22 protein-coding genes are annotated in these 22,601 nt (G+C 59.4%); 8 read left to right on the top strand and 14 right to left on the bottom strand.

The window, feature by feature from the left end:
• Positions 1 to 4 precede the first annotated feature (4 nt).
• The 4 genes from EDC28_RS04470 to fadE all read right to left on the bottom strand — a co-directional run bounded on the left by EDC28_RS04470 (position 5) and on the right by fadE (position 5,191).
• Positions 5 to 1,141: an efflux RND transporter periplasmic adaptor subunit gene (locus EDC28_RS04470; protein WP_123420805.1), complete on the bottom strand. Its 1,137-nt coding sequence runs from the start codon at positions 1,139 to 1,141 to the stop codon at positions 5 to 7.
• 180 nt (positions 1,142 to 1,321) lie between these two features.
• Entirely contained in the window at positions 1,322 to 1,966 is a 645-nt protein-coding gene (locus tag EDC28_RS04465) for a hypothetical protein (protein WP_050658766.1), read from the bottom strand.
• Positions 1,967 to 2,082: 116 nt separating this feature from the next.
• Positions 2,083 to 2,526 carry an azurin gene (azu, locus tag EDC28_RS04460; protein WP_123420804.1) on the bottom strand — a complete coding sequence of 148 codons (444 nt, stop codon included), beginning with the start codon at positions 2,524 to 2,526 and terminating at the stop codon, positions 2,083 to 2,085.
• 199 nt (positions 2,527 to 2,725) lie between these two features.
• On the bottom strand, positions 2,726 to 5,191 hold the full coding sequence (gene fadE / locus EDC28_RS04455; RefSeq protein ID WP_050658764.1) for an acyl-CoA dehydrogenase FadE: 2,466 nt from the start codon (positions 5,189 to 5,191) through the stop codon (positions 2,726 to 2,728).
• A 148-nt stretch (positions 5,192 to 5,339) separates the two neighbouring features.
• Here fadE and lpcA point away from each other — a divergent pair, with 148 nt between their 5' ends.
• The 3 genes from lpcA (at position 5,340) to EDC28_RS04440 (ending at position 7,451) form a co-directional block, all read left to right on the top strand.
• Entirely contained in the window at positions 5,340 to 5,918 is a 579-nt protein-coding gene (gene lpcA, locus EDC28_RS04450; protein ID WP_050658763.1) for a D-sedoheptulose 7-phosphate isomerase, read from the top strand.
• A 153-nt stretch (positions 5,919 to 6,071) separates the two neighbouring features.
• Positions 6,072 to 6,611, top strand: coding sequence for a hypothetical protein (locus tag EDC28_RS04445; protein ID WP_123420803.1), 540 nt, complete (start codon positions 6,072 to 6,074; stop codon positions 6,609 to 6,611).
• 60 nt (positions 6,612 to 6,671) lie between these two features.
• Positions 6,672 to 7,451, top strand: coding sequence for a class II glutamine amidotransferase (locus EDC28_RS04440; RefSeq protein WP_123420802.1), 780 nt, complete (start codon positions 6,672 to 6,674; stop codon positions 7,449 to 7,451).
• On the opposite strand, the gene EDC28_RS04435 is transcribed toward EDC28_RS04440, so the two are convergent.
• The 3 genes from EDC28_RS04435 to purM are packed head-to-tail and all read right to left on the bottom strand — an operon-like array spanning position 7,438 to position 9,811.
• On the bottom strand, positions 7,438 to 8,157 hold the full coding sequence (locus EDC28_RS04435; RefSeq protein ID WP_123420801.1) for a DUF3108 domain-containing protein: 720 nt from the start codon (positions 8,155 to 8,157) through the stop codon (positions 7,438 to 7,440). The two genes, EDC28_RS04440 and EDC28_RS04435, sit on opposite strands and share 14 nt — an antisense overlap.
• Positions 8,136 to 8,774: a phosphoribosylglycinamide formyltransferase gene (purN, locus tag EDC28_RS04430; RefSeq protein WP_123420933.1), complete on the bottom strand. Its 639-nt coding sequence runs from the start codon at positions 8,772 to 8,774 to the stop codon at positions 8,136 to 8,138. The genes EDC28_RS04435 and purN overlap by 22 nt, the downstream gene beginning before the upstream one ends.
• On the bottom strand, positions 8,771 to 9,811 hold the full coding sequence (gene purM / locus EDC28_RS04425) for a phosphoribosylformylglycinamidine cyclo-ligase (RefSeq protein WP_050658758.1): 1,041 nt from the start codon (positions 9,809 to 9,811) through the stop codon (positions 8,771 to 8,773). Before purM ends, purN begins: the two co-directional genes overlap by 4 nt.
• Positions 9,812 to 9,975: 164 nt before the next feature.
• Between purM and upp the strand changes: the two genes are divergently transcribed.
• From upp to hda, 4 genes are read left to right on the top strand one after another with little or no spacing between them, the layout of a single operon-like run.
• Entirely contained in the window at positions 9,976 to 10,602 is a 627-nt protein-coding gene (gene upp, locus EDC28_RS04420; RefSeq protein WP_123420800.1) for a uracil phosphoribosyltransferase, read from the top strand.
• A 50-nt stretch (positions 10,603 to 10,652) separates the two neighbouring features.
• The gene (locus EDC28_RS04415) at positions 10,653 to 11,903 is read left to right on the top strand and encodes a uracil-xanthine permease family protein (RefSeq protein WP_123420799.1); all 1,251 of its coding nucleotides are present in this window, start codon (positions 10,653 to 10,655) and stop codon (positions 11,901 to 11,903) included.
• A 51-nt stretch (positions 11,904 to 11,954) separates the two neighbouring features.
• Entirely contained in the window at positions 11,955 to 12,959 is a 1,005-nt protein-coding gene (locus EDC28_RS04410; protein WP_050658755.1) for a DUF2066 domain-containing protein, read from the top strand.
• Positions 12,960 to 12,968: 9 nt separating this feature from the next.
• Complete coding sequence (hda, locus tag EDC28_RS04405; RefSeq protein WP_050658754.1) at positions 12,969 to 13,661, top strand: DnaA inactivator Hda; 693 nt, start codon at positions 12,969 to 12,971, stop codon at positions 13,659 to 13,661.
• Between the two features lie 28 nt (positions 13,662 to 13,689).
• On the opposite strand, the gene EDC28_RS04400 is transcribed toward hda, so the two are convergent.
• The 4 genes from EDC28_RS04400 to EDC28_RS04385 form a co-directional block, all read right to left on the bottom strand.
• Positions 13,690 to 15,621 (bottom strand): PKD domain-containing protein, encoded by a 1,932-nt coding sequence (locus EDC28_RS04400; RefSeq protein WP_211355717.1) that lies wholly within the window; start codon positions 15,619 to 15,621, stop codon positions 13,690 to 13,692.
• 131 nt (positions 15,622 to 15,752) lie between these two features.
• Positions 15,753 to 16,295 carry a flavodoxin family protein gene (locus tag EDC28_RS04395; RefSeq protein ID WP_050658752.1) on the bottom strand — a complete coding sequence of 181 codons (543 nt, stop codon included), beginning with the start codon at positions 16,293 to 16,295 and terminating at the stop codon, positions 15,753 to 15,755.
• On the bottom strand, positions 16,292 to 16,633 hold the full coding sequence (gene arsC, locus EDC28_RS04390) for an arsenate reductase (glutaredoxin) (protein ID WP_123420797.1): 342 nt from the start codon (positions 16,631 to 16,633) through the stop codon (positions 16,292 to 16,294). The genes EDC28_RS04395 and arsC overlap by 4 nt, the downstream gene beginning before the upstream one ends.
• A gap of 51 nt (positions 16,634 to 16,684) precedes the next feature.
• Positions 16,685 to 18,133, bottom strand: a complete 1,449-nt coding sequence (locus EDC28_RS04385; RefSeq protein WP_123420796.1) for a M48 family metalloprotease — start codon at positions 18,131 to 18,133, stop codon at positions 16,685 to 16,687.
• 233 nt (positions 18,134 to 18,366) lie between these two features.
• On the opposite strand from EDC28_RS04385, the gene EDC28_RS04380 reads away from it, so the two are divergent.
• Complete coding sequence (locus EDC28_RS04380; protein WP_123420795.1) at positions 18,367 to 19,446, top strand: AI-2E family transporter; 1,080 nt, start codon at positions 18,367 to 18,369, stop codon at positions 19,444 to 19,446.
• 26 nt (positions 19,447 to 19,472) lie between these two features.
• Here the strand turns inward: EDC28_RS04380 and EDC28_RS20405 are convergent, their stop codons facing one another.
• The 3 genes from EDC28_RS20405 to ltaE all read right to left on the bottom strand — a co-directional run bounded on the left by EDC28_RS20405 (position 19,473) and on the right by ltaE (position 22,557).
• Positions 19,473 to 20,966 (bottom strand): methyl-accepting chemotaxis protein, encoded by a 1,494-nt coding sequence (locus EDC28_RS20405; protein ID WP_170164028.1) that lies wholly within the window; start codon positions 20,964 to 20,966, stop codon positions 19,473 to 19,475.
• Between the two features lie 119 nt (positions 20,967 to 21,085).
• Positions 21,086 to 21,559 carry a GNAT family N-acetyltransferase gene (locus tag EDC28_RS04370; RefSeq protein ID WP_123420793.1) on the bottom strand — a complete coding sequence of 158 codons (474 nt, stop codon included), beginning with the start codon at positions 21,557 to 21,559 and terminating at the stop codon, positions 21,086 to 21,088.
• Positions 21,550 to 22,557, bottom strand: a complete 1,008-nt coding sequence (gene ltaE / locus EDC28_RS04365; protein ID WP_123420792.1) for a low-specificity L-threonine aldolase — start codon at positions 22,555 to 22,557, stop codon at positions 21,550 to 21,552. Before ltaE ends, EDC28_RS04370 begins: the two co-directional genes overlap by 10 nt.
• Between the last annotated feature and the right edge of the window lie 44 nt (positions 22,558 to 22,601).

Genomic DNA, 22,601 nt, shown 5'->3' with positions numbered 1-22,601 from the left:
CCCCTTACTGCTGCTTGGAGGCGTCAACAGTGGTGACAGGTGCGCCGGGACGGACTTTTTGCAAGCCATCAAGGATCACCTTGTCACCGACTTTCAGGCCGCTGGTAATACGCCATTGGTTGCCTACCGCCTCGCCAGTGGTGACCGGACGTACTTCCACTTTGTTGTCGCTGGACACTACCATTACCGAGGCATTGCCCTTGGCATCGCGGCTAACGCCCTTTTGCGGTACCAAAATGGCGTTGCTGTCTTCACCGGTGCTGACTTCGGCGCGTACATACATGCCAGGTAGTAAAGTACCGTCGGGGTTGGGAATAACGGCGCGCAGTGTCACCGAGCCGGTAGACTCGTTAACGTAGACCTCGGAGTACTCAATCTTGCCCTTGATGGGGTAAGTGCTGCCGTCTTCGAGAGTCACGCTAACTTCAGCGCCTTCGGACTGCTTGAGGTTACCCTGGGCCATCTTGGTGCGAAGGGCCTGGATGGCGGCGCTTGATTGGGTCAGGTCAACATAGATGGGGTCAAGCTGCTGCACCCGCACCAGCTCTTGGGTCTGGTTGGCGGTTACCAGGGCGCCAGCTGTCACCGCAGAAATGCCAATGCGGCCACTGATGGGCGATTTCACATCGGTATAGTTGAGGTTGATCTTGGCGGTTTTTACCTGGGCCTCGGCTTCCTTGATGCTGGCCAGAGCCTGCTTGTAGGTGGCTTCGGCTTGGTCGAGATCCTGCTGGCTGACATAGTTGGTTTTCACCAGCTTCTGGTAGCGCTTGTAGGTTAGCTCGGTGGAACGGGCATCGGCGTTGGCTTTGGCCAAGGAGGCTTCAGCACTGGCCAGAGCCGCTTCATAAGGGGCCGGGTCAATCTGATAGAGAGACTGGCCAGCGTCGACGTTACCGCCTTCGGTAAAGAGGCGCTTTAGCAGCACACCTGAAACCTGTGGGCGGATTTGCGCTTCCAAGAAGGCTTGCACCCGGCCCGGTAGCTCGGTGGTGAGGGTCAGCGGCTGAGACTGGACCGTCATAATGCCGACTTCCTGTGGGGGCTGCTGCTGACCTTGGCCGGCTTGCTCGGCAGGGCTACAGCCTGCCAGGGCGGCGGTGATCACCAGGGCCAAAATGGCACTTTTATGTTGTCGCATGACAAAAACCTCTGTATTCAAAATGACGGTTCATAAACAGCAACGCAGTATTTTTAGAAGTGGCATGATATCAGGAACGAATGAACGTTCATTCCTAAAAGCTGTTACAGTGCGTTTCGTGGCCGGGAACAAAAGCGGCTTGCGTCGATTTTCCATTCAAAACAACACGCCAAATCCTGATCATGGCGTGTCATTGTTACTGGCGACTGACCGGTCTCGAAATTCCCCGTCTAACCACAGTGCGGCCTGGGTCCAATAAGACTGGGACTGCAAACAAGCCTCTGGTGAGATCAGCACCGGAATAGATTGCGCTTCACGGGTAAAAAGGCCACTGGGACTACGATAGACCACGTACTGCTTGTTGCCATCCATGCTGGCGTAAACTGACGAGCCGTAATCGGTATCAATAAGAAAGTGAAGCTTATCCAGCCAGCCGGGTTTTACCCAGGTGCGGGGGGATAAGGCGTAGGCGTGGTGCGGCGTGTTGTTGGCTTGGTCGATATCGCGAAAGCGCCCTTCAACCCGGTCGAGGCGATATTGCGGGTCAAGGCCAAGCACCGTCAGCCAGTTAGGCCATTTGATAAAGCGGGCATCGATGCGCCAGTCGTCACCTTGAATGGGAAAACTGCGTTCGGCGCAGCTGCCGGGAGTGGCCAGGAATAACTGGTAATGTTGAGGGCTCAGTTCTTTGAAGCGAACCGTGGCGATGGCGGTTTCAGCGCCAAGGCGGTCATAAGTGCGATAAAGGGCGAAAAACAGCAGGCTGCTGACCAGCAATCCGCTTAAGAGGCTCAACAGTAACAGCCGCCACAGCCACTTTATCATCCGTTTCGCTATCCCTTTGGTTCATCGCGTTTTTAGCCTATCCCAAGGCCAAGTTACCGTCACCTCTAAAAATAAACCCGGCTCAGGCCGGGTTTGAAAAAGCGTGCCGCGAGCCGTTAGTTGACCACGAATTTGCCGTTCATCAGGGCAAAGTGCCCGGGGAAGGAGCAGAAGAAGGTGTAATCGCCGCCTTTTTGCAGCTTGCTCATATCAACGGTGACTTTGGTTTGCTCGCCACTGCCGATAATGGCGGTGTGGGCCAATACCCGGGTATCCCCTTGGGGCAGGTAGTCGTTATCAAGGCCGGCCTGGGCACCGGCCATGGCCAGGGCTTGGTAATCGGCGGTTTTACTCAGCACCCAGTTATGGCCCATGGTCTGTTTGGGCATGCTGCCCGAATGGGTGAGGGTCACGGTGAAGGTCTTGCAGCTGGCCGGAACGTTGATGGTTTTTTTGTCAAACTGCATGGCGTCATTGCCGTCAATGGTGGTGGCGCAATCATCGGCAAGGGCCGGTAAGGCACTGACCGACAACAGCGCGGCCAACAGGACTTTTCTCATTTTCAGACCTCCAAAGGTGTTGTCGTACCCAGCTTAGGCTATTTGGGCTGAGTTGTTAATGCCACAGGGCGCCCGCGCTTGGCAATGGCAAAAGTCTATGGCGATCAACACATTATTGAAAATGTGCGGGACGTCTACGGCAACCTCAGCGCCGGGAATAAAAAAGCCCCGCGGCTGCGGGGCTTTTTTCGGTTCAGGCTCAGGCGGCTTTGCCGGCGGCCTTTTTCTCTTTTTTGACCAGTTCCTTGTCGGCGGCCAAGTACAGAGGGTCGAAGTCGTCAACGTTGATGGCGCGCAGGCGGCCTTTCTCGGCGCGGCGCAGCAGTTCTGCTTCGTCTTCGCTGATGATCCCCAGGGCCAGGCCCTCTTCAGCTACTTTATCAAGGCGCCAGAACAGGCGCTTGCGGTCGGTGGCTTTGGCAACCTTGTCGAACACCGGCTCTACGGCCAGGATGTCTTCTAGGGTTTGCTCCAGCATACCCACTGCGTTGTTTTCCACGCGGCTCAGGTGCTGGCTGCTACCCAGGCGGCTGCGGGTTTCAGAGGGGGTTTGCAAGAAGGTGGCTACTTTGTAGTCCAGCTTGTCGCCAGGGCGGCTTACCGGGCGGCCCCAGGGCAGGATAACCAGGCGCAGTACCCGGCCAACCCACTTGTTGGGGAAGTTACGCAGCAGCTCGTCCAGGCTCTCTTGCAGCTTGGCCAGGGCATCTTCTACGCCCCATTGCAGCAGCGGCAGCTCTTCGCGGCGACGGCCTTCGTCGTTGAAGTGTTTGAGGGCGGCAGAGGCCAGATACAACTGGCTCAGCAAATCGCCCAGACGCGCAGAGACCCGCTCACGGCGCTTAAGCTCACCGCCCAGCACGCCCATGGCCACGTCAGACAACAATGCCAGGTTGGCAGAGAAGCGGTTCATCTGCTGGTAGTAACGCTTGGTTTGGTCCTTGAACGGCGCGGCGCTGAAGCGAGCACCGGTCAGGCCCAGCCAGAAGGAGCGGAAGAAGTTGGACATGGCAAAACCGATATGGCCAAACACGGCTTTATCGAAGGCCACCAGGGCTTGCTTCTTGTCTTCAATGGCAGCGGCTTCCAGCTCGGCCAGCACATAAGGATGGCAGCGGATGGCGCCCTGGCCGTAGATCATCATGGAGCGGGTCAGGATGTTGGCCCCTTCCACGGTGATGGCAACAGGGGCGCCCTGATAGCCACGGGCCAGGTAGTTCTCCGGCCCCATACAGATGCCTTTGCCGCCGTGGATGTCCATGGCGTCGATGATGCCTTTTTGCATCCGGTCGGTCAGGTGGTACTTGACGATGGCGGTGATAACGGAGGGCTTTTCACCCAGATCAAGGCCGGTGGTGGTCAGCTCACAGGTGGCACCCATCAGGTAGGCGTTGCCACCCAGGCGCGCCAGCGGCTCCTGGATACCTTCCATCTTGCCGATGGGCAGGCGGAACTGGCGACGCACTCGGGCGTAAGCGCCGGAGGCCAGGGCCAGGGTTTTCAGGCCACCGGTGGCGTTGGAGGGCAGGGTGATGCCACGACCAACGGAGAGGCATTCCACCAGCATGCGCCAGCCTTGGCCAGCCATTTTCGGGCCACCGATGATGTAATCGAGAGGCACGAATACCTCGTTGCCGCGGGTCGGGCCGTTCTGGAACGGCACGTTCAGCGGGAAGTGGCGACGGCCAATTTCCACGCCAGGAGTGTGGGTGGGAATAAGGGCGCAGGTAATGCCCAGCTCTTCTTCGCCGCCCAACAGGCCATCAGGGTCACGCAGTTTAAAGGCCAGGCCCAGCACGGTGGCCACCGGGGCCAGGGTGATGTAGCGCTTGTTCCAGGTGATTTTCATCCCCAGCACTTCTTGGCCTTCCCACTCGCCTTTGCACACCACGCCAAAATCGGGAATGGCGCCAGCATCAGAGCCCGCTTCCGGGCTGGTTAGGGCAAAGCAGGGGACTTCCAGGCCTTTGGCCAGGCGTGGCAGGTAGTAGTCTTTCTGCTCTTTGGTGCCATAGTGTTGCAACAATTCACCCGGGCCCAGGGAGTTGGGCACGCCGACGGTGGACGAGAGCACCATGGATACGCCGGTCAGGCGTTGTAATACCAACGATTGGCAGTAGGCGGAGAATTCCAGGCCGCCGTACTCCTTCTTGATGATCATCGAGAAGAAGCCTTTTTCTTTCAAAAAATCCCACACTTCGGGGGCCAAGTCGGCGCGCTCGTGGGTGGTTTCCCAGTCGGAGACCATGCGGCACAGCTCTTCAACCGGGCCGTCCAAAAAGGCTTGCTCTTCGGCGCTCAGCTGCGGCTTGGGAAAGCTGTGCAGTTTGTTCCAGTCCGGGTTGCCGCGAAACAGCTCGCCGTCCCACCAGGTGGTGCCAGCTTCAATGGCTTCGCGCTCGGTGCTGGACATCTCCGGCATGATTTTACGGTAGAGCTTCAAGAAGGGGCCGGAAATATAAGTGTGACGGATGCTGGTGATATTAAGCGGCACCAAAATCAGCAGCGCCAGCAGCCACAGCCAGATAGACGCCGCCCCCAGCAGGCTGCCCACCACCAGGGCGCCGAACACGGCCACCGTGAAGGTCATCAAAGAAGCTCGGTGGTAGGCTAGAGCCCAGGCACCACCGAGGACCACCAGAGTCCAAATTAGAGTCAACACGATTCCCTCCTTACGGGTTTATTTCTCTTAAGAGGTCAGACCTCTGTGTTGTTGCCACTTTTTACTGGATACGGCTCAGTGAATCAAGAAGGATTTGTTGATTATGGCTGGTTATAATCGTCAGCCATTATGTCCACCCAGGAAGCGTCTCATGGAGTTACAAGACATCGTCAAAGCGCAGCTCAGCGAAGCTGCCGACGTGCTGGCCCGATTCAGTCAGGACTCAACCCAACTGGCAGCAGTCTCTCAGGCCGCACAGCTGTTAGCTGAACAGTTTAAGAGCGGTGGCAAGGTACTGGCCTGCGGTAACGGTGGCTCCCATTGTGACGCCATGCACTTTGCCGAGGAGCTGACCGGGCGTTTTCGGGAAAACCGCGCCGGCCTGCCGGCTATCGCCATCTCCGACCCCAGCCACTTGTCCTGCGTTGGCAATGACTACGGTTTTGATTATGTCTTCTCCCGCTACGTCGAAGCGGTGGGCCAAAAAGGCGACGTATTGTTTGGCCTTTCCACCTCCGGCAACTCGGCCAACATCATCAAGGCAGTGGAAGCGGCCAAGGCCAAAGGCATGAAGGTTATCCTGCTGACCGGCAAAGACGGCGGCAAGCTGGCCGGTATGGCCGACGTGGAAGTGCGGGTACCGCACTTTGGTTACGCCGACCGCATCCAGGAAATTCACATCAAGGTGATCCACTCCATCATCCTGATGGTGGAAAAGCTGATGGCCTGAGGCTTTTTAGCACAACGTAAAAACCGGCCACATCAAGGCCGGTTTTTTGATAAATCAGTGTTGGCATTTTAAGTTTTCTATTTATATATCGTGCCTTTTTTTGTACCATCCCTGTCTCTTTTACATGGATTTTTATACAGGACGTAATACGCAATGCGTTTTCTTGCTTTTGTCGCCAGCCTTATTGTACTCGGGGGCTGCGCGCCATCCTCTCAGTTAAATGCCTTCAACCAGTTTAAGGATGAAGGAAAGATAAATAAAATCATGGTGATAAGTGCCCCGCATCCGGGTGTCGAACCTGCCGTCAATGAGTCATTCGTGCGTTCACTTGTTGGAGGCAATGTCGATATTGTCAGCGGTGATCCCTCGCTTATTGAAATGGCCGGTACCAGCGATATCGTTGGCATGGTGCGCTTGTTAAAGAGTGAGCATGTCAGTCATGTGCTGTTGATCGAACCGCTTAAAAATAACAAGGCCTATCCTGTTGAAAGCTATGCGCCGCTTTGGGTGGCCTTCCCTGATGCTATCAATGCCCATTCCAAGAAAAAGGTTGGCAATGCCTGGCTGGTTCGCATGTTCAGGGTTGACTCAGAACGTATGGTCTGGATGGGCGTGACCCAGGACCCTCATTCGCTGTTAAACCAATGGCATGAAACATACGCTGCCAACGGGTTAAAGGTCGGTTCTATTTGACGCTGTTGCCCTTTGTTCGGTAAACAATCTGGCGGATTGTCAGTATTGGAATAAAGGGCGATGTGTGAATTACTGGGCATGAGCGCCAACGTGCCGACCGATATCTGTTTTAGCTTTACCGGCCTTATCCGCCGTGGCGGCGATACCGGGCCGCATAAGGATGGCTGGGGCATCACCTTTTATGAGGGTAAGGGTTGCCGTACTTTTAAAGATCCCGAGCCGTCGCACCAGTCTCCCATCGCCGGCTTTTTGCGTGACTACCCCATTAAAAGCTGCGCCGTGGTGTCCCATATCCGCCAGGCCAACCGTGGCCGGGTAGGGCTGGAAAACACCCACCCCTTCACCCGCGAGCTGTGGGGCCGCAACTGGACCTACGCCCACAACGGCCAGCTAAGCGGCTACCAAGGCCTTGCCACCGGTCCACTGGCGCCAGTGGGCAACACCGACTCCGAGCGGGCCTTTTGCCACCTGCTGCACCGCATTCAAACGCGCTTTCCCAAAGGGCCGCCGGCCAAGGCCCAGACCCTTTGGCGTTTTATTGCCAGGGTTGCCGAGGAGTTTCGCGCTCTTGGGGTATTTAACATGCTGCTAAGCGACGGGCGCTACCTAATGGCCTATTGCAGCACCCAGCTCCATTGGCTCACTCGCCGCGCTCCGTTCGGGCCGGCCAAGCTGATTGATGAAGACATGGAAGTGGACTTTAGCGCTGTGACCACCCCTGATGATGTGGTCACGGTCATTGCCACCCGGCCGCTGACGCAAGGGGAGCATTGGACTGCCCTGGCGCCAGGGCAGTTCGCAGTATTCAGGCTAGGGGAGCCCTTTCTTACTGGGGGCTAGCGGCCTCGGTGGGGGCGGCGGCTTCTTTGTAGTCGGACAGCACCAGCTCCATCTGCTCAACCCCGTCCTTGGATTGCCACAACCTGACCAGGGTGTAGTGCAGCTTGGGGGCCAGCCAGAACAGGGTTTCCCGGCTGGAATTGTCCCGCACCCGCTCTACCCGCAGGGTGTCGAGGTCGCCATAGGGGGTGGACAGGCGCTCTTCACCCACCACCCGGAACCGGTACACCTTTTCTTTCAGTTCCTTGACGATGTGGTAGGTCACGTCCTTTTTACCGGCGGCCAAGTCCAGTGCCAACTGCTGCTGGTAGGAGAGGGGATCGTACACCATCCCTTTGACATTGATGCCGGCGCCGCCGCTTCGCACCGTGTTCCCTTCAAAGCTTTCGCTTTCTTTGTCGTCAGGGCCGGTGCCGGTGCGCTTGTATTGGTATTGGCTGGCCTGCACCTGCTGGCCATCGCTTCCCAGGGTAAAGGTGGCGGTCTCTTCTCTTTGGTCGGAAAAGATAAGCCAGCTCAGGTCTGAGGCGTTGTGCAGAATGTAGGTGTCGCCGTCCTGTTTGAGGCTGCGCGTGCCCATACCCAGAGCTTTGCCTTTACGCAAGACCTTATAGGTGGCGTCGTAGGAAACAAGGGGGGATGCCATGGCAGGCAGCGACAGCGTCGCTGCCACCATGAACGATATCAGTGCGTTACGTACCCGCATGGCGGTAAAACCTGTCCGTCAAGCCAGGCCTTACCTTCGCCCATTTGCAATCTGCCGTCAACGAACCAAGCGCAGACCATGGGGTAAATAACATGTTCTTGCCGATGAACTTTCTCGGCCAGGCTGTCGGCGTTGTCAGCAGCCTCAATGGCCACCTTGGCCTGGGCGATGACAGGGCCACCGTCCAGCTCGGCAGTCACAAAGTGCACCGACACGCCATGCTCGCTGTCACCGGCGTCAAGAGCTCGCTGGTGGGTATCCAGCCCCTTGTACTTGGGCAGCAGCGAGGGGTGGATATTCAGCAGCTTGCCTTCGAAGGCGCTCACGAATACCGGAGTCAGGATGCGCATAAAGCCGGCCAGCACCACCAAGTCGGCACTGAAGTCGCTAACCGCCGCCACCAGGGCGGCGTCGTAACTTTCGCGGTCGCCAAAGTCTTTGTGACTGAGCACCCGGGTAGGGACACCGGCGTTTTCGGCGCGGGTCAGGCCATAGGCCGAGGCCTTGTTGGAAATAACCCCTACCACCTGGCCGTTCACGGTGCCGGCCTGGCAGGCGTCGATGATCGCCTGCAGGTTGGAGCCGCTACCGGATATCAGGACAACCAGGCGTTTCAACGAATTTCTACCGCTTTGTCGCTGTCGCCGCGTTTGGCGATGGTACCGATGTGCCAGGGGCTTTCACCTTGCTCGGTCAGCACCGCCAGGGCCTCTTCCAGTTGGGAGTGAGGCACCACCAGCACCAGGCCGACACCGCAGTTAAAGGTGCGGTACATCTCTTCGCGGGTGACGTTACCTTCGGCTTGCAGCCAGTTGAAGATGGCCGGCCATTGCCAGGACGCTTCGTTGACTACCGCTTTGGCATCGGCGGGCAGGACCCTTGGAATGTTTTCCCAAAAGCCGCCACCGGTGATGTGGGACAGCGCTTTTACGCGCACCTTGCGAAACAGCTCCAGCACCGGCTTGACGTAGATGCGGGTGGGTTCGAGCAGCAGGTCGGCCAGGGGCTTGCCGTCAACGATGGTGTCGGCCTTGGCACCGGCCACTTCCACAATCTTGCGTACCAGGGAGTAGCCGTTGGAGTGCGGGCCGGAGGAGGGCAGGGCAATGAGGGCATCGCCTTCGCTGACGCCGCTGCCGTCGATGATTTTGGACTTTTCAACCACGCCAACGCAAAAGCCGGCCAGGTCGTAATCGTCGCCTTCGTACATGCCGGGCATTTCGGCGGTCTCGCCACCGATCAGGGCGCAGCCTGATTGCTCGCAGCCGTTACCGATACCGGCAACCACTTGGGCGGCCACGTCTACGTCCAGCTTGCCGGTGGCGTAGTAGTCGAGGAAGAACAGCGGCTCGGCGCCTTGTACGATAAGGTCGTTAACGCACATGGCCACCAGATCGATGCCCACGCCATCGTGGCGGTTCCAGTCCAGGGCCAGGCGCAGCTTGGTGCCGACGCCGTCGGTGCCGGCAACCAGCACCGGCTCCTGGTAGCCGCTGGGGATCTGACACAGGGCGCCAAAACCACCCAGGCCCCCCATTACTTCAGGGCGGCTGGTGCGGCGGGCCACACCTTTGATCCGTTCTACCAGGGCGTTACCTGCATCAATGTCTACACCGGCGTCTTTATAGGACAGGGACGTGCGTTTTTCGCTCATCGTCTTCCTCGAGGGCAAATTGGGGGTTTTTGGGCGGGGCGTATTGTAGCCGGGCCGGGCTTAAGTTGAAACGTTTTCCTCGCGGCTTTTTCCGTTGTTCCCCATGGCCGCAAAAGGTAAAATTGGCCGGTTTTGTGCCGGTAAAAAGAAATGGGAGCGCTCGAATGAAGATCTGCGAAGTCAAACACCCCCTGGTCCAACACAAACTGGGCCTGATGCGTGAAGCTGACATCAGCACCAAGCGCTTTCGTGAACTGGCCGCCGAAGTGGGCAGCCTGCTCACCTATGAGGCCACCAAGGATTTCGAGTTGGAAACCGTCACCATCGAAGGCTGGAACGGCCCGGTGGAGATTGAGCAGCTCAAGGGCAAAAAAGTCACAGTGGTGCCTATTCTGCGCGCCGGTCTTGGCATGATGGACGGGGTGCTGGAGCACATTCCTTCTGCCCGGGTCTCGGTGGTGGGCATGTACCGCAACGAAGAAACCCTCGAACCGGTGCCGTATTTCGAGAAGCTGTGCGGCGACCTTGAAGAGCGGGTGGCCTTGGTGGTTGACCCCATGCTCGCCACCGGCGGCTCCATGGTTGCCACCATTGACCTGCTTAAAAAGCGCGGCTGCCAGCACATCAAGGTGCTGGTGCTGGTGGCGGCACCGGAAGGCATCAAGGCCCTGGAAGCGGCCCATAATGATGTGGAGCTTTACACCGCATCGGTCGATAAGTGCCTGAACGAAGACGGTTATATCATCCCTGGCCTCGGCGACGCCGGCGACAAGATCTTCGGCACCAAATGAACCCGACCCGGCGCTGGCCGGGTTTTTAATATTGCTCAGAGAAATTGTTCATGTCTGTGACTGCCGATCCGTTCCATATCGACAATCCCTTCAAACGCGCCCTTATCGGCGGCCAAATGCTGTTTGTGGCCTTTGGCGCCCTGGTGCTGATGCCGCTGCTGACCGGCCTTGACCCCAACGTGGCCTTTTTTACCGCAGGCGCCGGCACCTTGCTGTTCCAACTGGTCACCAAGCGCCAGGTGCCGGTGTTTTTGGCCTCAAGCTTTGCCTTTATCTCGCCGGTGGTGATGGGCACCCAGCAGTTTGGTCTGCCAGCCACCCTGGGCGGGCTGGCGGCCTGTGGCGGCGTTTACATGCTGCTGTCGCTGGTTATCAAGATTCGCGGCGTCGGTATTATCGAGCGGGTGCTGCCGCCGGTGGTGGTGGGGCCCATTATCATCGTGATTGGCCTTTCCCTAGCCCATCTTGGCGTCAACATGGCCATGGGTAAAACCGGTAACGGCGCCGAGCAGCTGGTAGAGCCTGCCAAGGCGCTGGCTATCTCCATGGCGGCCCTCGCCACGACTCTTGCGGTAGCCATTTTTGCCCGCGGCATCTTTAAGCTCATCCCTATTATCTCGGGCATCATCGTCGGCTATTTGTTGTCCCTGGCCATGGGCATCGTGTCCTTTGATAAGGTGGCGGCCGCTGCCTGGTTTGCCATTCCGCACTTCACCACCCCCGAATTTCGCTGGGACGCCATTTTGTGGATGCTGCCGGTGGCCATTGCTCCGGCCATCGAGCACGTCGGAGACGTACTCACCATCGGCACCGTCACAGGCAAGGATTACGTTAAAAAACCCGGCCTGCACCGCACCATGCTGGGGGACGGCCTGGCCACTACCCTGGCGGCCTGCTTTGGTGGCCCACCCAATACCACCTATTCCGAGGTAACCGGCGCCGTTACCCTCACCAAAAGCTTTGACCCGCGCATCATGACCTGGGCCGCTGGCTTTGCGGTGGTACTGGCCTTTGTGGGTAAACTGGGGGCGGCGCTGCAGTCCATTCCTTCGGTGGTGATGGGCGGCATTATGGTGTTGCTGTTTGGCTCCATCGCGGCGGTGGGCATTAACACCCTGGTGCGGGCCCAGGTGGATTTGGCCCAGCCTCGCAACCTGGTTATCTGCTCTGTGGTGCTGGTATTTGGCATCGGCGGCATGGTGATTGGCCTCGGTTCCTTTACCCTCCAGGGCATCAGTTTGTGCGCCCTGGTGGCGGTATTACTGAACCTGGTATTACCCAGGGAACAGCATCCATCTTGAGTCAGGGGGGCGCTGCCCCTATGATCGGGGCTTTCCGGCATGGAGAACGCCATGAAATCCTTTGTTTTTGTTTGCCTTACGCTGTTTTGCAGCCAGGTTTTTGCAGTGCCGGTGGGCGAGTTGTATCGCAGCCAGGTGGCTATCAAGAGCCAAACCGATACCGCCCGTGAAGCGGCCCTCAAAGCCGCTATGGCTCAGACCCTGGTGCGGGTGACCGGCAGCAGCGAGGCTGCCAGCGCCCCGGAGCTGGCCGAGCTACTTAACGACCCGTCCCCCTATGTGCTCTCCTATCGCTATGAGCAAGGGGATGATGGCCTGGAGCTTTATGCCGCCTTTGACCAGCACCTGCTGGACCAGGCCATCTGGCAACACGGCTATGGCGTTTGGGGGGCAGAGCGCCCCACCACCTTGCTGTGGGTTGCCATTCAGGATGCCAGCGGCCAGCGCGATATGGTGAGCGACGCCTCAAGGCCGCTGCTGGCCAAGGCCGCCGTGGACGAAGGCAAGCAGCGTGGCCTGCCGGTCGTGCTGCCGCTTTGGGATCTGGACGACAAGGTCAAGCTCGACGTGCTGGATGTGTGGGGCCGCTTTGACGAGCCGGTCAGTGACGCCTCCAGCCGCTACAAGGCGGCCCAGTTTGTGATGGCGCGTCTGACCCCGAACGGCCAGGGCTACGCCGCCGATTGGCAACTCAGCGGCGCCATTAGCCTCAGCGGCCAGGTCACTGGCGACAGCCCCGAGGCCGCCATGCGCGCCTTGGTAGACGACCTCACCGACCAGCTCGCCGCCAACCTGGCGGTCAAAGGCAATCTGTCCGCGCAGCGCAATGAGATAACCCTGCTGGGTGTGGGCCGCGCCGAGGATTACCTCAAAGCCCTGGACGAGCTGAAAAAGCTGCCGGTGGTGGCCGATGCCGAGGTGACCGATGTCAAAGCCGGGGCCGTAACTTTCAGCCTGCAACTGCGGGGCGACCAGACCCAGCTCAGCCAGGCCTTGACCCTCAGCCGCCACTTCGAGGCCGGCCCTGATGGTCAGTACCATTTTGTGAATCGATGAGGACGCCCAGTGCAGTTACCCCTGGCCGTACAGCTGCCTGACGACGAGACCTTCGTCAGTTTCTACCCCAGTGACAACGCCCAGGTGGTGGCGGCAGTCAAAGGGGCCGCCCGGGCCGAAGGAAAAAGGGTGCTTTATCTGTGGGGTAAGGGCATGAGCGGGCGCAGCCACCTGCTGCACGCCGCCTGCGCCCTGGCCGCCGAGCGCGGCGCCCCGGCCGCCTACCTGCCGCTCAAGGCCCGCGACCAAATGGCGCCAGCCATGCTCGAAGGCATGGAAAAGTTAGCGCTGGTCTGTATCGATGATGTGGGCGCCATTGCCGGCGACGCTGCCTGGGAGCGCCAGATCTTCGATTTGTACAACCGCGCCCTGGAAACCCGCGACGGCGCCCACCTCATCATCACCGCCCAGGCGCCGCCTCAGCAGTTGGGCATTGTGCTGCCCGACCTTATCTCCCGGCTCGACTGGGGGGTGACCTACCAGCTGCACCCACTGGATGACGAAGGTAAATTGGCGGCGCTGCAGCTGCGCGCTGGCCTGCGCGGCTTTACCCTGCCGGACGATGTGGGGCGCTTTTTGCTCAATCGCCTGTCACGGGAGATGCGGGCGCTGTTCGACGCCCTCGACTTGCTGGACAAGGCGTCTATCGCCGCTCAGCGAAAGCTCACTATTCCTTTCGTCAAACAGACCCTGGACCTATAAAAAAGCCCGCATCATGCGGGCTTTTTTGTCAGGGCTTGGGAAGGGGCAGCACTCGGTCGTGGGCGCGCTGCAACAAGCGGTAGGGCACCGGGGTGTCGCTCACCCGCGCCCGCTTGCTCAACACCCCAAGGCTGGTGGCGCAGGCCGGGGTGAGGTTATCCAGCCAGCCCTCATTGCTGCAAAGCTCGGTGGGGGTGAGGCCGGTTAGCAGGGCTGCGGCATCGTCGTAGACCTGGGGCAAGATGTTTTGCACCGCAAACAGCGCCCGAGGGCGAATATTGGCGGCGCCGATGCGGTTACGCTGGCCGCGATAAACCAGGTAATCATTGCTGCTGGTGGGAGAAGCGGGGTTGTTGGTGACCGCGATATCCCGGTCTATGCCGTAGCGCAGCTTCATCATGGTTTCTTCAAAAAGCATGGCCAAGTCTTCGCGGGTGCTGGCGTAGTTGTAAAAATCGTTGGCCCGGTCCGGGAAGAAGAACCCGGCCACATCGCTTGGCAGGTAGCCTTGTTGGGTAACATCGGCGTTGTCGCCAAAAAAGCGTACCTGGCCCAGGCCGTACATCTCATTGGATTGCAGCGGATAGCCGTTGGTGAGCTGATCTGAGAGCAGCGGCGGGTTGGTGGCAGCGGTCAGGAAGGTATCGCTGCCGCTAAGGCCGGTCTGGCGCTTGGCCTGAGACATAAAATCGTTGGCGTGGCTCAGTTCGTGATAGAGCAGCGAGCCTAAATCCAGGCCCATGGCTTCGATGGTGCGGGTCTGGCGGGCCTGGGGATCGGTGCTGGAGAAGGCGTAGGCGTCATCTTTGACATAGCGCCAGGGCATCACGAACTGCAAGTCGTCGCCAAAACCGGCCCGGTAGTCGGGCTGCTCGTTGATGAGATCCCGCTCGGCCGGGGTCAGCCACAGGCTGTCCGGGTCAAGGTAGATGGTGCCGGTCAGGGCCCAGTAGAAAGACGGGCGCACGTCGCTGGAAATCACGATGGCGGTGGTGGCCCCCAGCAGGGTTTTAAAGTCGTCGTTCGGGTCGAGGTTTTCCAAAAAGTAGGCAAAGCGCTCGCCCATCCAGGTATTGGACACCAGCACCCTATCGAGAATGGCGTCCACGCTGGGGGTGTCGGTGTTTAGCCCAAGTGGCGGCAGGGTATTGATAGTGCAAAGGTTATTGGCGGTTAGCTGGTTTGAATAAACGCAATTTGCCAGCACGCTGGCGTAGGGGCTGTCGCTGCGGTAGGGCCTGACATAGGCCAGGGGGCTGGTGGTGGCGCAGTTATCGCCGCTGCCATTGCAAAAATAGGGGCTGGTTACCTCGGCGCGGTTACGCACCACAATATAAGCGGTGTCGGTCAGCGTACCAGCGTCGGTTTGTGCCGTGCCTTCAAAGGTCATTACCGCATCGCCGCTCACTTGGGGGGCGGTCACAAACAATACCGGCTCGCTACTGCTGGTTTCCAGGGTGGCGCTGGGCCCGGAGAGCTGGCGAAACGACCAGCTGCTGACATTGCTGATGCCGGTGGCGTTGAGGCGCAGGGAAAATTCGGCCCCTTCGCTTACCGCCCGGTCAACCCGCAGCTGCGCCTGGGGGGCGCTGGTGTCGGTAACGGTCAGGCTGGCGTCTTTACTCAAGGTGCTGCCGTCACTGCGGGTAGCGGTAAAGCGAAACTGGTAACTGCCGGCCTGGCTGGCGTCAAAGCCGATACCGGCAGTCCCGGCTGAGAGCAGTTCGACAGTGGGGCCGCTTAGCTGGGTCCAGCTGTATTGGCGGTAACTGCCCTGGGGCAAGGTGGCGACCAGGCCCACCGCATCGCCGGTCAGGGCCTGGCTGTCGCCGCTGATGGTAAGCTCGGTTACCGGCTGGGTAACCACGTCACTCACGCCACTGGAGCCGCCACCGCCGCAGCCGCTTAGCATCAGCAGGCAGGCACCAACAGGCCCAATCGTCCTTGTAAATAACTGCATCGCCACACTCTCTGGTTGTCATGATGTAAAGAGGTTGTGGTGTTTTTAGCTGCAAATCAAGTGCTTTGCCAGGGCAGGGGAAGTGGCGCCTTGTAAAGGAAAGCAGGCCGCCAGGGGACGGCGGCCGAAGATCAGGCGCAAAGCGCCTTGGCGGTTCTGGCCAGGCGCCGGCCCATGGCCAGGCACAGGGCCTTTTCATCATGGCTGATGGCGCCGTGCTCGGCCCAGTGGCTGGGGCCATAAGGGGTGCCGCCGGTGTGGGTATGATGCAGGGCAGGCTCGGTGTAGGGCAGGCCCAGCACCATCATGCCGTGGTGCAAGAGCGGCACCATCATCGCCAGCAAGGTGCTCTCATGGCCGCCGTGCAGGCTGCCAGCGGAGGTGAAGACGCAGGCCGGTTTATCCACCAGGCTGCCAGCCAGCCAGTCGCTGGCGGTGCTGTCCCAAAAGGCCTTCATGGGCGCGGCCATGCCGCCAAAGCGGGTGGGGCTGCCAAGGGCTAGGGCGCTGGCGTTTTTCAGCTCATCGGCGGCAATTTGCGGGTCTTCACCGCCTTCTTCGACGGTGCGCAGCCAGGTTTCTACCCCTTCTTCTTCGATACCGCGGGCAATAAGCCGTGCCATCTGACGGGTAGCGCCGGTTTTACTGTAATAGAGCACCAGCACCGGGCTCATAGGATCTCCAGCACCTGCTCGGGCGGGCGGCCGATGCGCGCCTTGTCGCCGTTGACCAAAATCGGCCGTTCAATCAGTTTGGGGTGCTCGCTCATGGCGTTAAGCAGCGCCGCTTCGTCGTTCACCTCGGCCAGCCCCAGCTCCTTGTAAAGATCTTCTTTGGTGCGCATCAGTTGGCGGGCCGAACTAAAGCCAAGCTTGGTAAGCAGTGCCTTGAGGGTGGCCACATCCGGGCTTTTTTCCAGATAGAGCACCAGCTCAGGGGCCTGGCCTTGTTGTTCCAAAAGGGCCAGGGTTTCGCGGGACTTGGAACAACGGGGGTTATGGTAAAGCTGCATCTGTGTCTCCTTTGGGCTCTGGCCTATTGTAACGGCCCGAGCCCATGGGTGCTAACGGCGCTGCAAGGCCTCGAAGCGGGCTTTTTTGGCCCGAAGCTGGGCGATACGCCCTTCGATGCGCCGCTGCTCGATAACGTTGTCGCCCAGCGCCTTGTAGGCGTTGTTGAAATGGCCGATGGCGCGGTCAAAGGCGCCAAGATAGGCCAGCTTTTCGGCCTGCCAGGCTTCGCGCTCGCCCACATCCTTCACCTGGGCCTGAGCCTGGATCATGAGATCCATAGCCAGGGAATCATCAGGGTGAATATAAAGATAAGGCTCCAGCACCTTGATGGCCTCGCTGCCTTTGTCGGCTCGCACCCAGGCGTTGGCAAGGTTAAGGGCCACCACCGGGCTGTTGGGGCGGATCTCGGCCTCGGGGGCCAAAAAGCGGGCCGCTTCTTCCCCGCGGTCAAGGCCGATAAGGGCGTCGACCTTGAGCGATTTGTAATAGAGGCTGTGGGGCGAGGCCTTGAGCAGCTTGTTGGCGATATCCAGGGCGCCTTGGTAGTCGTCAGACATCAGGGCCACCTGGCCAAGGCCATAGTGGATGGCCTCTTCAAAGACGTATTCGTGGTTCTTTAACTCGTTTTCCAGGCGCGGTTTAACCTTGTCCGGCGGATCGCCGTACTGGGTGCGCAGCAGCATCTTGACCAGCTCGAAATCCAGGGAGGGTTTGCGGATCACCTTGGGCAGCTGCATGGCACGGGTACGGGCCTGGGCTACCCGGGTTTCGGACAACGGGTGGTCGAGCAAGAATTCCGGCGGCTTGGATACAAAGCGGTATTGGTCCACCAGCTTTTGGAAGAAGTCGGCCATGGCCATGGGGTCGAACCCCGAATGGTAGAGGGTATTAAAGCCTACCCGGTCAGCCTCGGCCTCGTTGGAGCGGGTGTAGTTGATGCTGAACTGCTGGTTGGCGGCGATGGAGGCCTGCAAACCGGCCATGCCCAGCTCCGGGTTGGCAATGCCCACCAAGATGGAGCCGACGATGCTGGCGATGGTCAGCGGCATGCTCTTTTGGCTTTCTTCCATCTTGCGGGCCAGATGGCGCTGGGTCACGTGAGAGATCTCGTGCGCCATCACCGAGGCCAGTTCGTCTTCGTCGTCGGCTTCGGTGATGATCTTGGTAAAGATGGCCACGTGGCCGCCAAAATAGGCGAAGGCGTTCAACTCGTTGACGTTGAGCACCATGAAATCAAAAGGATAATTGACGTTATCGGCGTGAGACACCAACCGGTGGCCCAGGGCCTGGATATATTCGGTGACCAGCGGGTCACGCACCATGGGGGCTTGAGCGCGCAGTTGGTAGGTGTAGAGTTCTCCGAGCAATTCTTCTTTTTCGAGGCTCAGTACAGACAGGCCTGCGGTACCTATCTGGGGCAGATCGCTATTGGCCGCCACCGGCAGGGGGCTGACCATGGCCACGCTCAGCAGGGCCGCTATGATTCCTTTATGCTTCATTCACTTGACTCGCTTTGGCGGGCCTATACAACATACCAACTGGACCACAAAAAGTCCTGTTTGTTTCCGACAGGTTCTCCCCGCATAATGAGGTCGCCCAAGGGCGCCCTGGCCAAAATGGCCAAGGCCCTATCACAACACATAACGCCTCACGGGCTTTGCACGGTGTTTCAGGTTGCCCTTAACCTGGCTGTGCCATCCTCGACACGCCACACTACCTTCCGGGAGATGCTTTGAAATCCTTGGTGCTTGACTGGTTCCGTCGCCGCTTTTCAGACCCTAATGCCATCACCCTGTTTTTGCTGTTGGTATTCGGCTTTTTGGCCATCTATTTGCTTGGCAATGTCATGGCGCCGCTGCTGGTGGCGTTGGTGCTGGCCTACCTGCTGGAATGGCCGGTACAAAAACTGGCCAATTTGAAAATGAGCCGCACCCTGGCCACGGTGGTGGTGATGCTGCTTTTTATCGGGCTGTGCCTGATGATCATGGTGTTTTTGCTGCCCACCCTTTGGACCCAAACCTCCAACCTCGTTAAAGAACTGCCCAACATGCTCGACCATGTGCGCAGCTTTGTGCTGGAGCTGCCCGACCGCTACCCAAGCCTGGTGCAGCCCGAGCAGGTGAAAACCCTGGTGGACGAGTCGCAAAAGACGCTCATTACCTGGGCCCAGACTGCCCTTGGTTTTACCGTCGGCTCTCTTGGCAACGTGGTGGCCATTTTGATTTACCTCATCCTGGTGCCGCTGCTGATGTTCTTTTTGCTAAAAGACAAGCAAAGCCTGGTTGGCGGCCTGCAGCGTTTCATGCCCCGCAACCGCAAACTGGCCCAACAGGTGTGGCACGAGATGAACGTGCAGATCGTCAACTACATCCGCGGCAAGGTGCTGGAGATCATCGTGGTGGGGGTGGCCAGTTACATCACCTTTGCCATCTTTGGCCTGCGCTACTCGGTGCTGCTGGGGCTGGCGGTGGGGTTGTCGGTGCTTATCCCTTACATCGGCGCGGTGGTGGTTACCATTCCAGTGGCGCTGGTGGCAGCGGTGCAGTGGGGGCTCGACAGCACCTTTATCTACCTGATGGTGGCCTACGGGGTGATCCAAGCCCTGGACGGCAACGTGCTGGTGCCCATCCTCTTTTCCGAGGCAGTTAACCTGCACCCTATCTTTATCATCCTGGCGGTACTGTTTTTCGGCGGCATTTGGGGTTTTTGGGGGGTGTTTTTCGCCATCCCCCTGGCCACCCTGGTTAAAGCCGTACTCAACGCCTGGCCCATCCCCGAGCCCGAAGAAAGCGGCGCGGGCGAAGCGGCATGAAAAAGGCTCCCTCGGGAGCCTTTTTTTCAGTTGCTAAGGCGGGGGAGATAAAGCATCCCGAGCTGGCGAGCCATGTTCTGCTCCTGCTCGCTTATCTGCCGGGTCAGTGCATCCAGGGCCTGGATGGCGGTATCGATTTGCTGCTGGCGGCTGCGCATTTCACTGGCGCCACCGGCCATACCTTGGGCCAGTTGGTGCTGCTGGTGGGTGGCTGATGCCACCTGGGTGATTTGATTGCTGCCAAGCTCCAGGGTCTGCTGGCTGGCATTGATGCGCTCGGCCACATTGAGCGCTGCCTCCTCGCTGAGCCCGGCTTTTTTCTCACACTCGCGCATGGCATTGACCGACGATGCCACCTTTTGCTGCAAGGTGCTGATGAAGTTGGCAATTTCCCCGGTGGAGCTTTGGGTTTGGGCGGCCAGCGCCCGCACTTCGTCGGCCACCACCGCAAAGCCGCGGCCCAGATCCCCGGCCCGGGCCGCTTCTATGGCGGCGTTCAAGGCCAGCAGATTGGTTTTGTCGGCGATTTCGGTTATTACGTCCAGCACCTTGCTGATGGCGCTGCTGGCTTGATTAACGTCTCCCAGCAACGCGGCAGTCTGGCCAATTTGTTGGCGCATCTCGACACTGGCCGAGGCGGCGGTGTCGGTGGCGGCTCTGGCCTGTTGCTGCTGGGTTACCGCTTCGCCTACAAAGCGCTGGGCCTGCTCGGCGCTTTCGGCAATGTGGTTAGCCGAGGCCGACATCTCCTCCACGGCGCCGGCCAGTTCGTCAAGCGCCTGGGCGCTGGCCTGGCTTTGCTGGCCAATAAGCTGGCTCTGGCGCACCAGGTCTTGGTTAAGCTGGCCAAGGGCTTCTTTTTCCCGCACCAGTGAGCGGCCAAGGCTGACCAGGGCGCTGATGAGGTCGCGAAAGCGCTTTAGCACCCCGGTGAGCGGCGGCACGTCCACGTCGAGGTTAATCACCCCTTGCTGGCCGGTCATGGCCTGGCTGGTTTCGCTCAGCAAGTCGCCTTGCAGGTGCTCCTGGCGCGATTGCAAAGCCACTGTTACCAGCACGATGGTTTCCACCACCACGTAGGCGGCGTGCAGGGTCACGGTAAACCAGTGATTGCCCATGTGGTTGAACAGCCACACCGGGTAGCCCTCGGCCTGGAGCAGGCAAAACAGCAGGTGATGAAGGGCGATGGTGACGGCGCCGCTCAGCAGGGTTTCTATCTGGCGATAGACTGTCAAAACGGCCAGCATCACAAAGACCCCGAAATGGATCTCGATAAGGCCATGGGCCAAGTGGATTTGCAGGGCCACCATGGCCATCTGCAATATCGCCATCAAAGGGCCGCTGGCGCGGTGACGGCCCAGGGTAGAACGCAGCAAAGCCGCCAGGGCCAACAATACCAGCCCAAAGCCCAGCGCCTGGCCCCACATGCCATACCAACTGGCAAGGTAGAGGCTGAACAGGAAACTTAGCCCCATCACCCACAGCATCAGGGCGTTGGCCTTTTCCAACCGGGCTCTCATCAAGGAATCTTTGTCGGACATCATTAAACCCTCGCTGTTGCCGATACAGGCCCCCGAAACGGAGGCGGAGTTTAATGCAAAAAATAGGAGTTGGTTGGCGGTTTCGCTGGGGGAAAGGCTCAGTCTTCCAAGGATTTTTCCATGGTCCAGTTCACCAGTACCTTGCCCTGGCGCTGTACCTGATTTTCGCTGGTGACTTTAAAGCCTTGTTTTAAAAAGAAGGGTTTGGCCAATTTCGAGGCATCCACGGTCAGTAGATGAATGCCTTGGCGGCGAGCCTTGGCTTCAAGAGCGTCAAAGAGTGCCTGGGCCACCCCCTGGCGTTGGTGTTCGGTGCTGGTAAAGGCTAGGCCAATCAGGCCAGAGGGCTCCATGGTCATAAAGCCCACCGGGGCGCCGTCTTGTTCGGCCACCAGTGGCCGCAATAAATCCAGCCGGCGTTGCCACAGCACGTGGTCGATGGGGTAGGGAGCCCAGGCGTCGAGCTGCGCCTGGGTATAGGGGCCAAGGGCCGAGCGGTGCACGCTGTCGTAAAAGAGCTCGGCCAGTGCCTTGGCGTCGGCGGGGCGATAATCGCGAAGGGTCAGTGACACCGGTAGAAATCCGCGATGGCGGCGGCCAGGGTTTCCACATCCTGGCTGGTGATCCCCAGATGGGTCACAAAGCGGATGGGGGCGCCGGCGTTGATGAGAATGCCGCGGTTTTGCAAGAAGGCTTTTAACTCTTGGGCCCGGTCGCGGCGGCAGCGGGCATAAAGGATGTTGGTGGGGGTGGTGGTGACCTCAAGGGCCGGGATGGCCCTTAGTCGTTCGGCCAGCAGTTGGGCGTTGTCGTGGTCAAAATGCAGGCGCTCGGGCATTTTATCCAGCGCGATATGGGCCGCGGCGGCAATGATGCCGGCCTGGCGCATGCCGCCGCCCAGCATCTTGCGAAGGCGCCGGGCTTTGGCAATAAAGGCGCTGTCGCCCATCAGCAGCGAACCGATAGGCGCCCCCAGGCCTTTGGACAGGCACACACTCATGGAGTCGTAGTGTTTGGCGATGAGCTTGATATCCACCCCAAGGGCGACGGCGGCGTTAAAGACCCGGGCGCCATCGAGGTGCAGTTTCAGGCCGCGTGCTTGGCAAAGGGCGGCTACCTGGGCTTGGTAATCAAGGCTCAGCACCTTGCCGCCGATGGTGTTTTCCAGCGACACCAGCCGGGTACGAGCGAAGTGGAAGTCGTCGGCCTTGATGGCCGCTTCAATGGCCTCAAGAGGCAGGGAGCCGTCGGCGGCGTTGTCGATGGGCTGGGGCTGGATACTGCCCAGCACCGCCGCGCCGCCGGCTTCGTATTTGTAGTTGTGGGCCTGCTGGCCGCAGATGTATTCCTCGCCGCGCTCGCAATGGCTCATCAGCGCCAGCAGGTTGGCCTGGGTGCCGGAGCTGGTAAATAGCGCCGCCTCAAAGCCCAACTTGTCGCAGGCAAAGGCTTCCAGGGCGTTGACGGTGGGGTCGTCGCCGTACACATCGTCCCCCACCAAGGCCTGGGCCATGGCATGGCGCATCTCTGGGCTGGGCTGGGTTACGGTGTCACTGCGAAAATCGATCATCGTCTGCTCCTGGGCAAGATTAGTGGCTTGGTTATATCGCAAGG

This window comes from Gallaecimonas pentaromativorans (assembly GCF_003751625.1).
Taxonomy (GTDB): domain Bacteria; phylum Pseudomonadota; class Gammaproteobacteria; order Enterobacterales; family Gallaecimonadaceae; genus Gallaecimonas; species Gallaecimonas pentaromativorans.
The sequence above is the reverse complement of the archived record's forward strand: the minus strand, read 5'-3'. Positions and strand labels throughout refer to the sequence as shown.

Bases quoted from the DNA above. Each gene is read 5' to 3' on its own strand.
- EDC28_RS04470 (WP_123420805.1), bottom strand. From the start codon at position 1,141: ATGCGACAACATAAAAGTGCCATTTTGGCCCTGGTGATCACCGCCGCC.
- EDC28_RS04465 (WP_050658766.1), bottom strand. From the start codon at position 1,966: ATGATAAAGTGGCTGTGGCGGCTGTTACTGTTGAGCCTCTTAAGCGGA.
- azu (WP_123420804.1), bottom strand. From the start codon at position 2,526: ATGAGAAAAGTCCTGTTGGCCGCGCTGTTGTCGGTCAGTGCCTTACCG.
- lpcA (WP_050658763.1), top strand. From the start codon at position 5,340: ATGGAGTTACAAGACATCGTCAAAGCGCAGCTCAGCGAAGCTGCCGAC.
- EDC28_RS04445 (WP_123420803.1), top strand. From the start codon at position 6,072: ATGCGTTTTCTTGCTTTTGTCGCCAGCCTTATTGTACTCGGGGGCTGC.
- EDC28_RS04440 (WP_123420802.1), top strand. From the start codon at position 6,672: ATGTGTGAATTACTGGGCATGAGCGCCAACGTGCCGACCGATATCTGT.
- EDC28_RS04435 (WP_123420801.1), bottom strand. From the start codon at position 8,157: ATGCGGGTACGTAACGCACTGATATCGTTCATGGTGGCAGCGACGCTG.
- purM (WP_050658758.1), bottom strand. From the start codon at position 9,811: ATGAGCGAAAAACGCACGTCCCTGTCCTATAAAGACGCCGGTGTAGAC.
- upp (WP_123420800.1), top strand. From the start codon at position 9,976: ATGAAGATCTGCGAAGTCAAACACCCCCTGGTCCAACACAAACTGGGC.
- EDC28_RS04415 (WP_123420799.1), top strand. From the start codon at position 10,653: ATGTCTGTGACTGCCGATCCGTTCCATATCGACAATCCCTTCAAACGC.
- EDC28_RS04410 (WP_050658755.1), top strand. From the start codon at position 11,955: ATGAAATCCTTTGTTTTTGTTTGCCTTACGCTGTTTTGCAGCCAGGTT.
- EDC28_RS04400 (WP_211355717.1), bottom strand. From the start codon at position 15,621: ATGCAGTTATTTACAAGGACGATTGGGCCTGTTGGTGCCTGCCTGCTG.
- EDC28_RS04395 (WP_050658752.1), bottom strand. From the start codon at position 16,295: ATGAGCCCGGTGCTGGTGCTCTATTACAGTAAAACCGGCGCTACCCGT.
- arsC (WP_123420797.1), bottom strand. From the start codon at position 16,633: ATGCAGCTTTACCATAACCCCCGTTGTTCCAAGTCCCGCGAAACCCTG.
- EDC28_RS04385 (WP_123420796.1), bottom strand. From the start codon at position 18,133: ATGAAGCATAAAGGAATCATAGCGGCCCTGCTGAGCGTGGCCATGGTC.
- EDC28_RS20405 (WP_170164028.1), bottom strand. From the start codon at position 20,966: ATGAGAGCCCGGTTGGAAAAGGCCAACGCCCTGATGCTGTGGGTGATG.
- ltaE (WP_123420792.1), bottom strand. From the start codon at position 22,557: ATGATCGATTTTCGCAGTGACACCGTAACCCAGCCCAGCCCAGAGATG.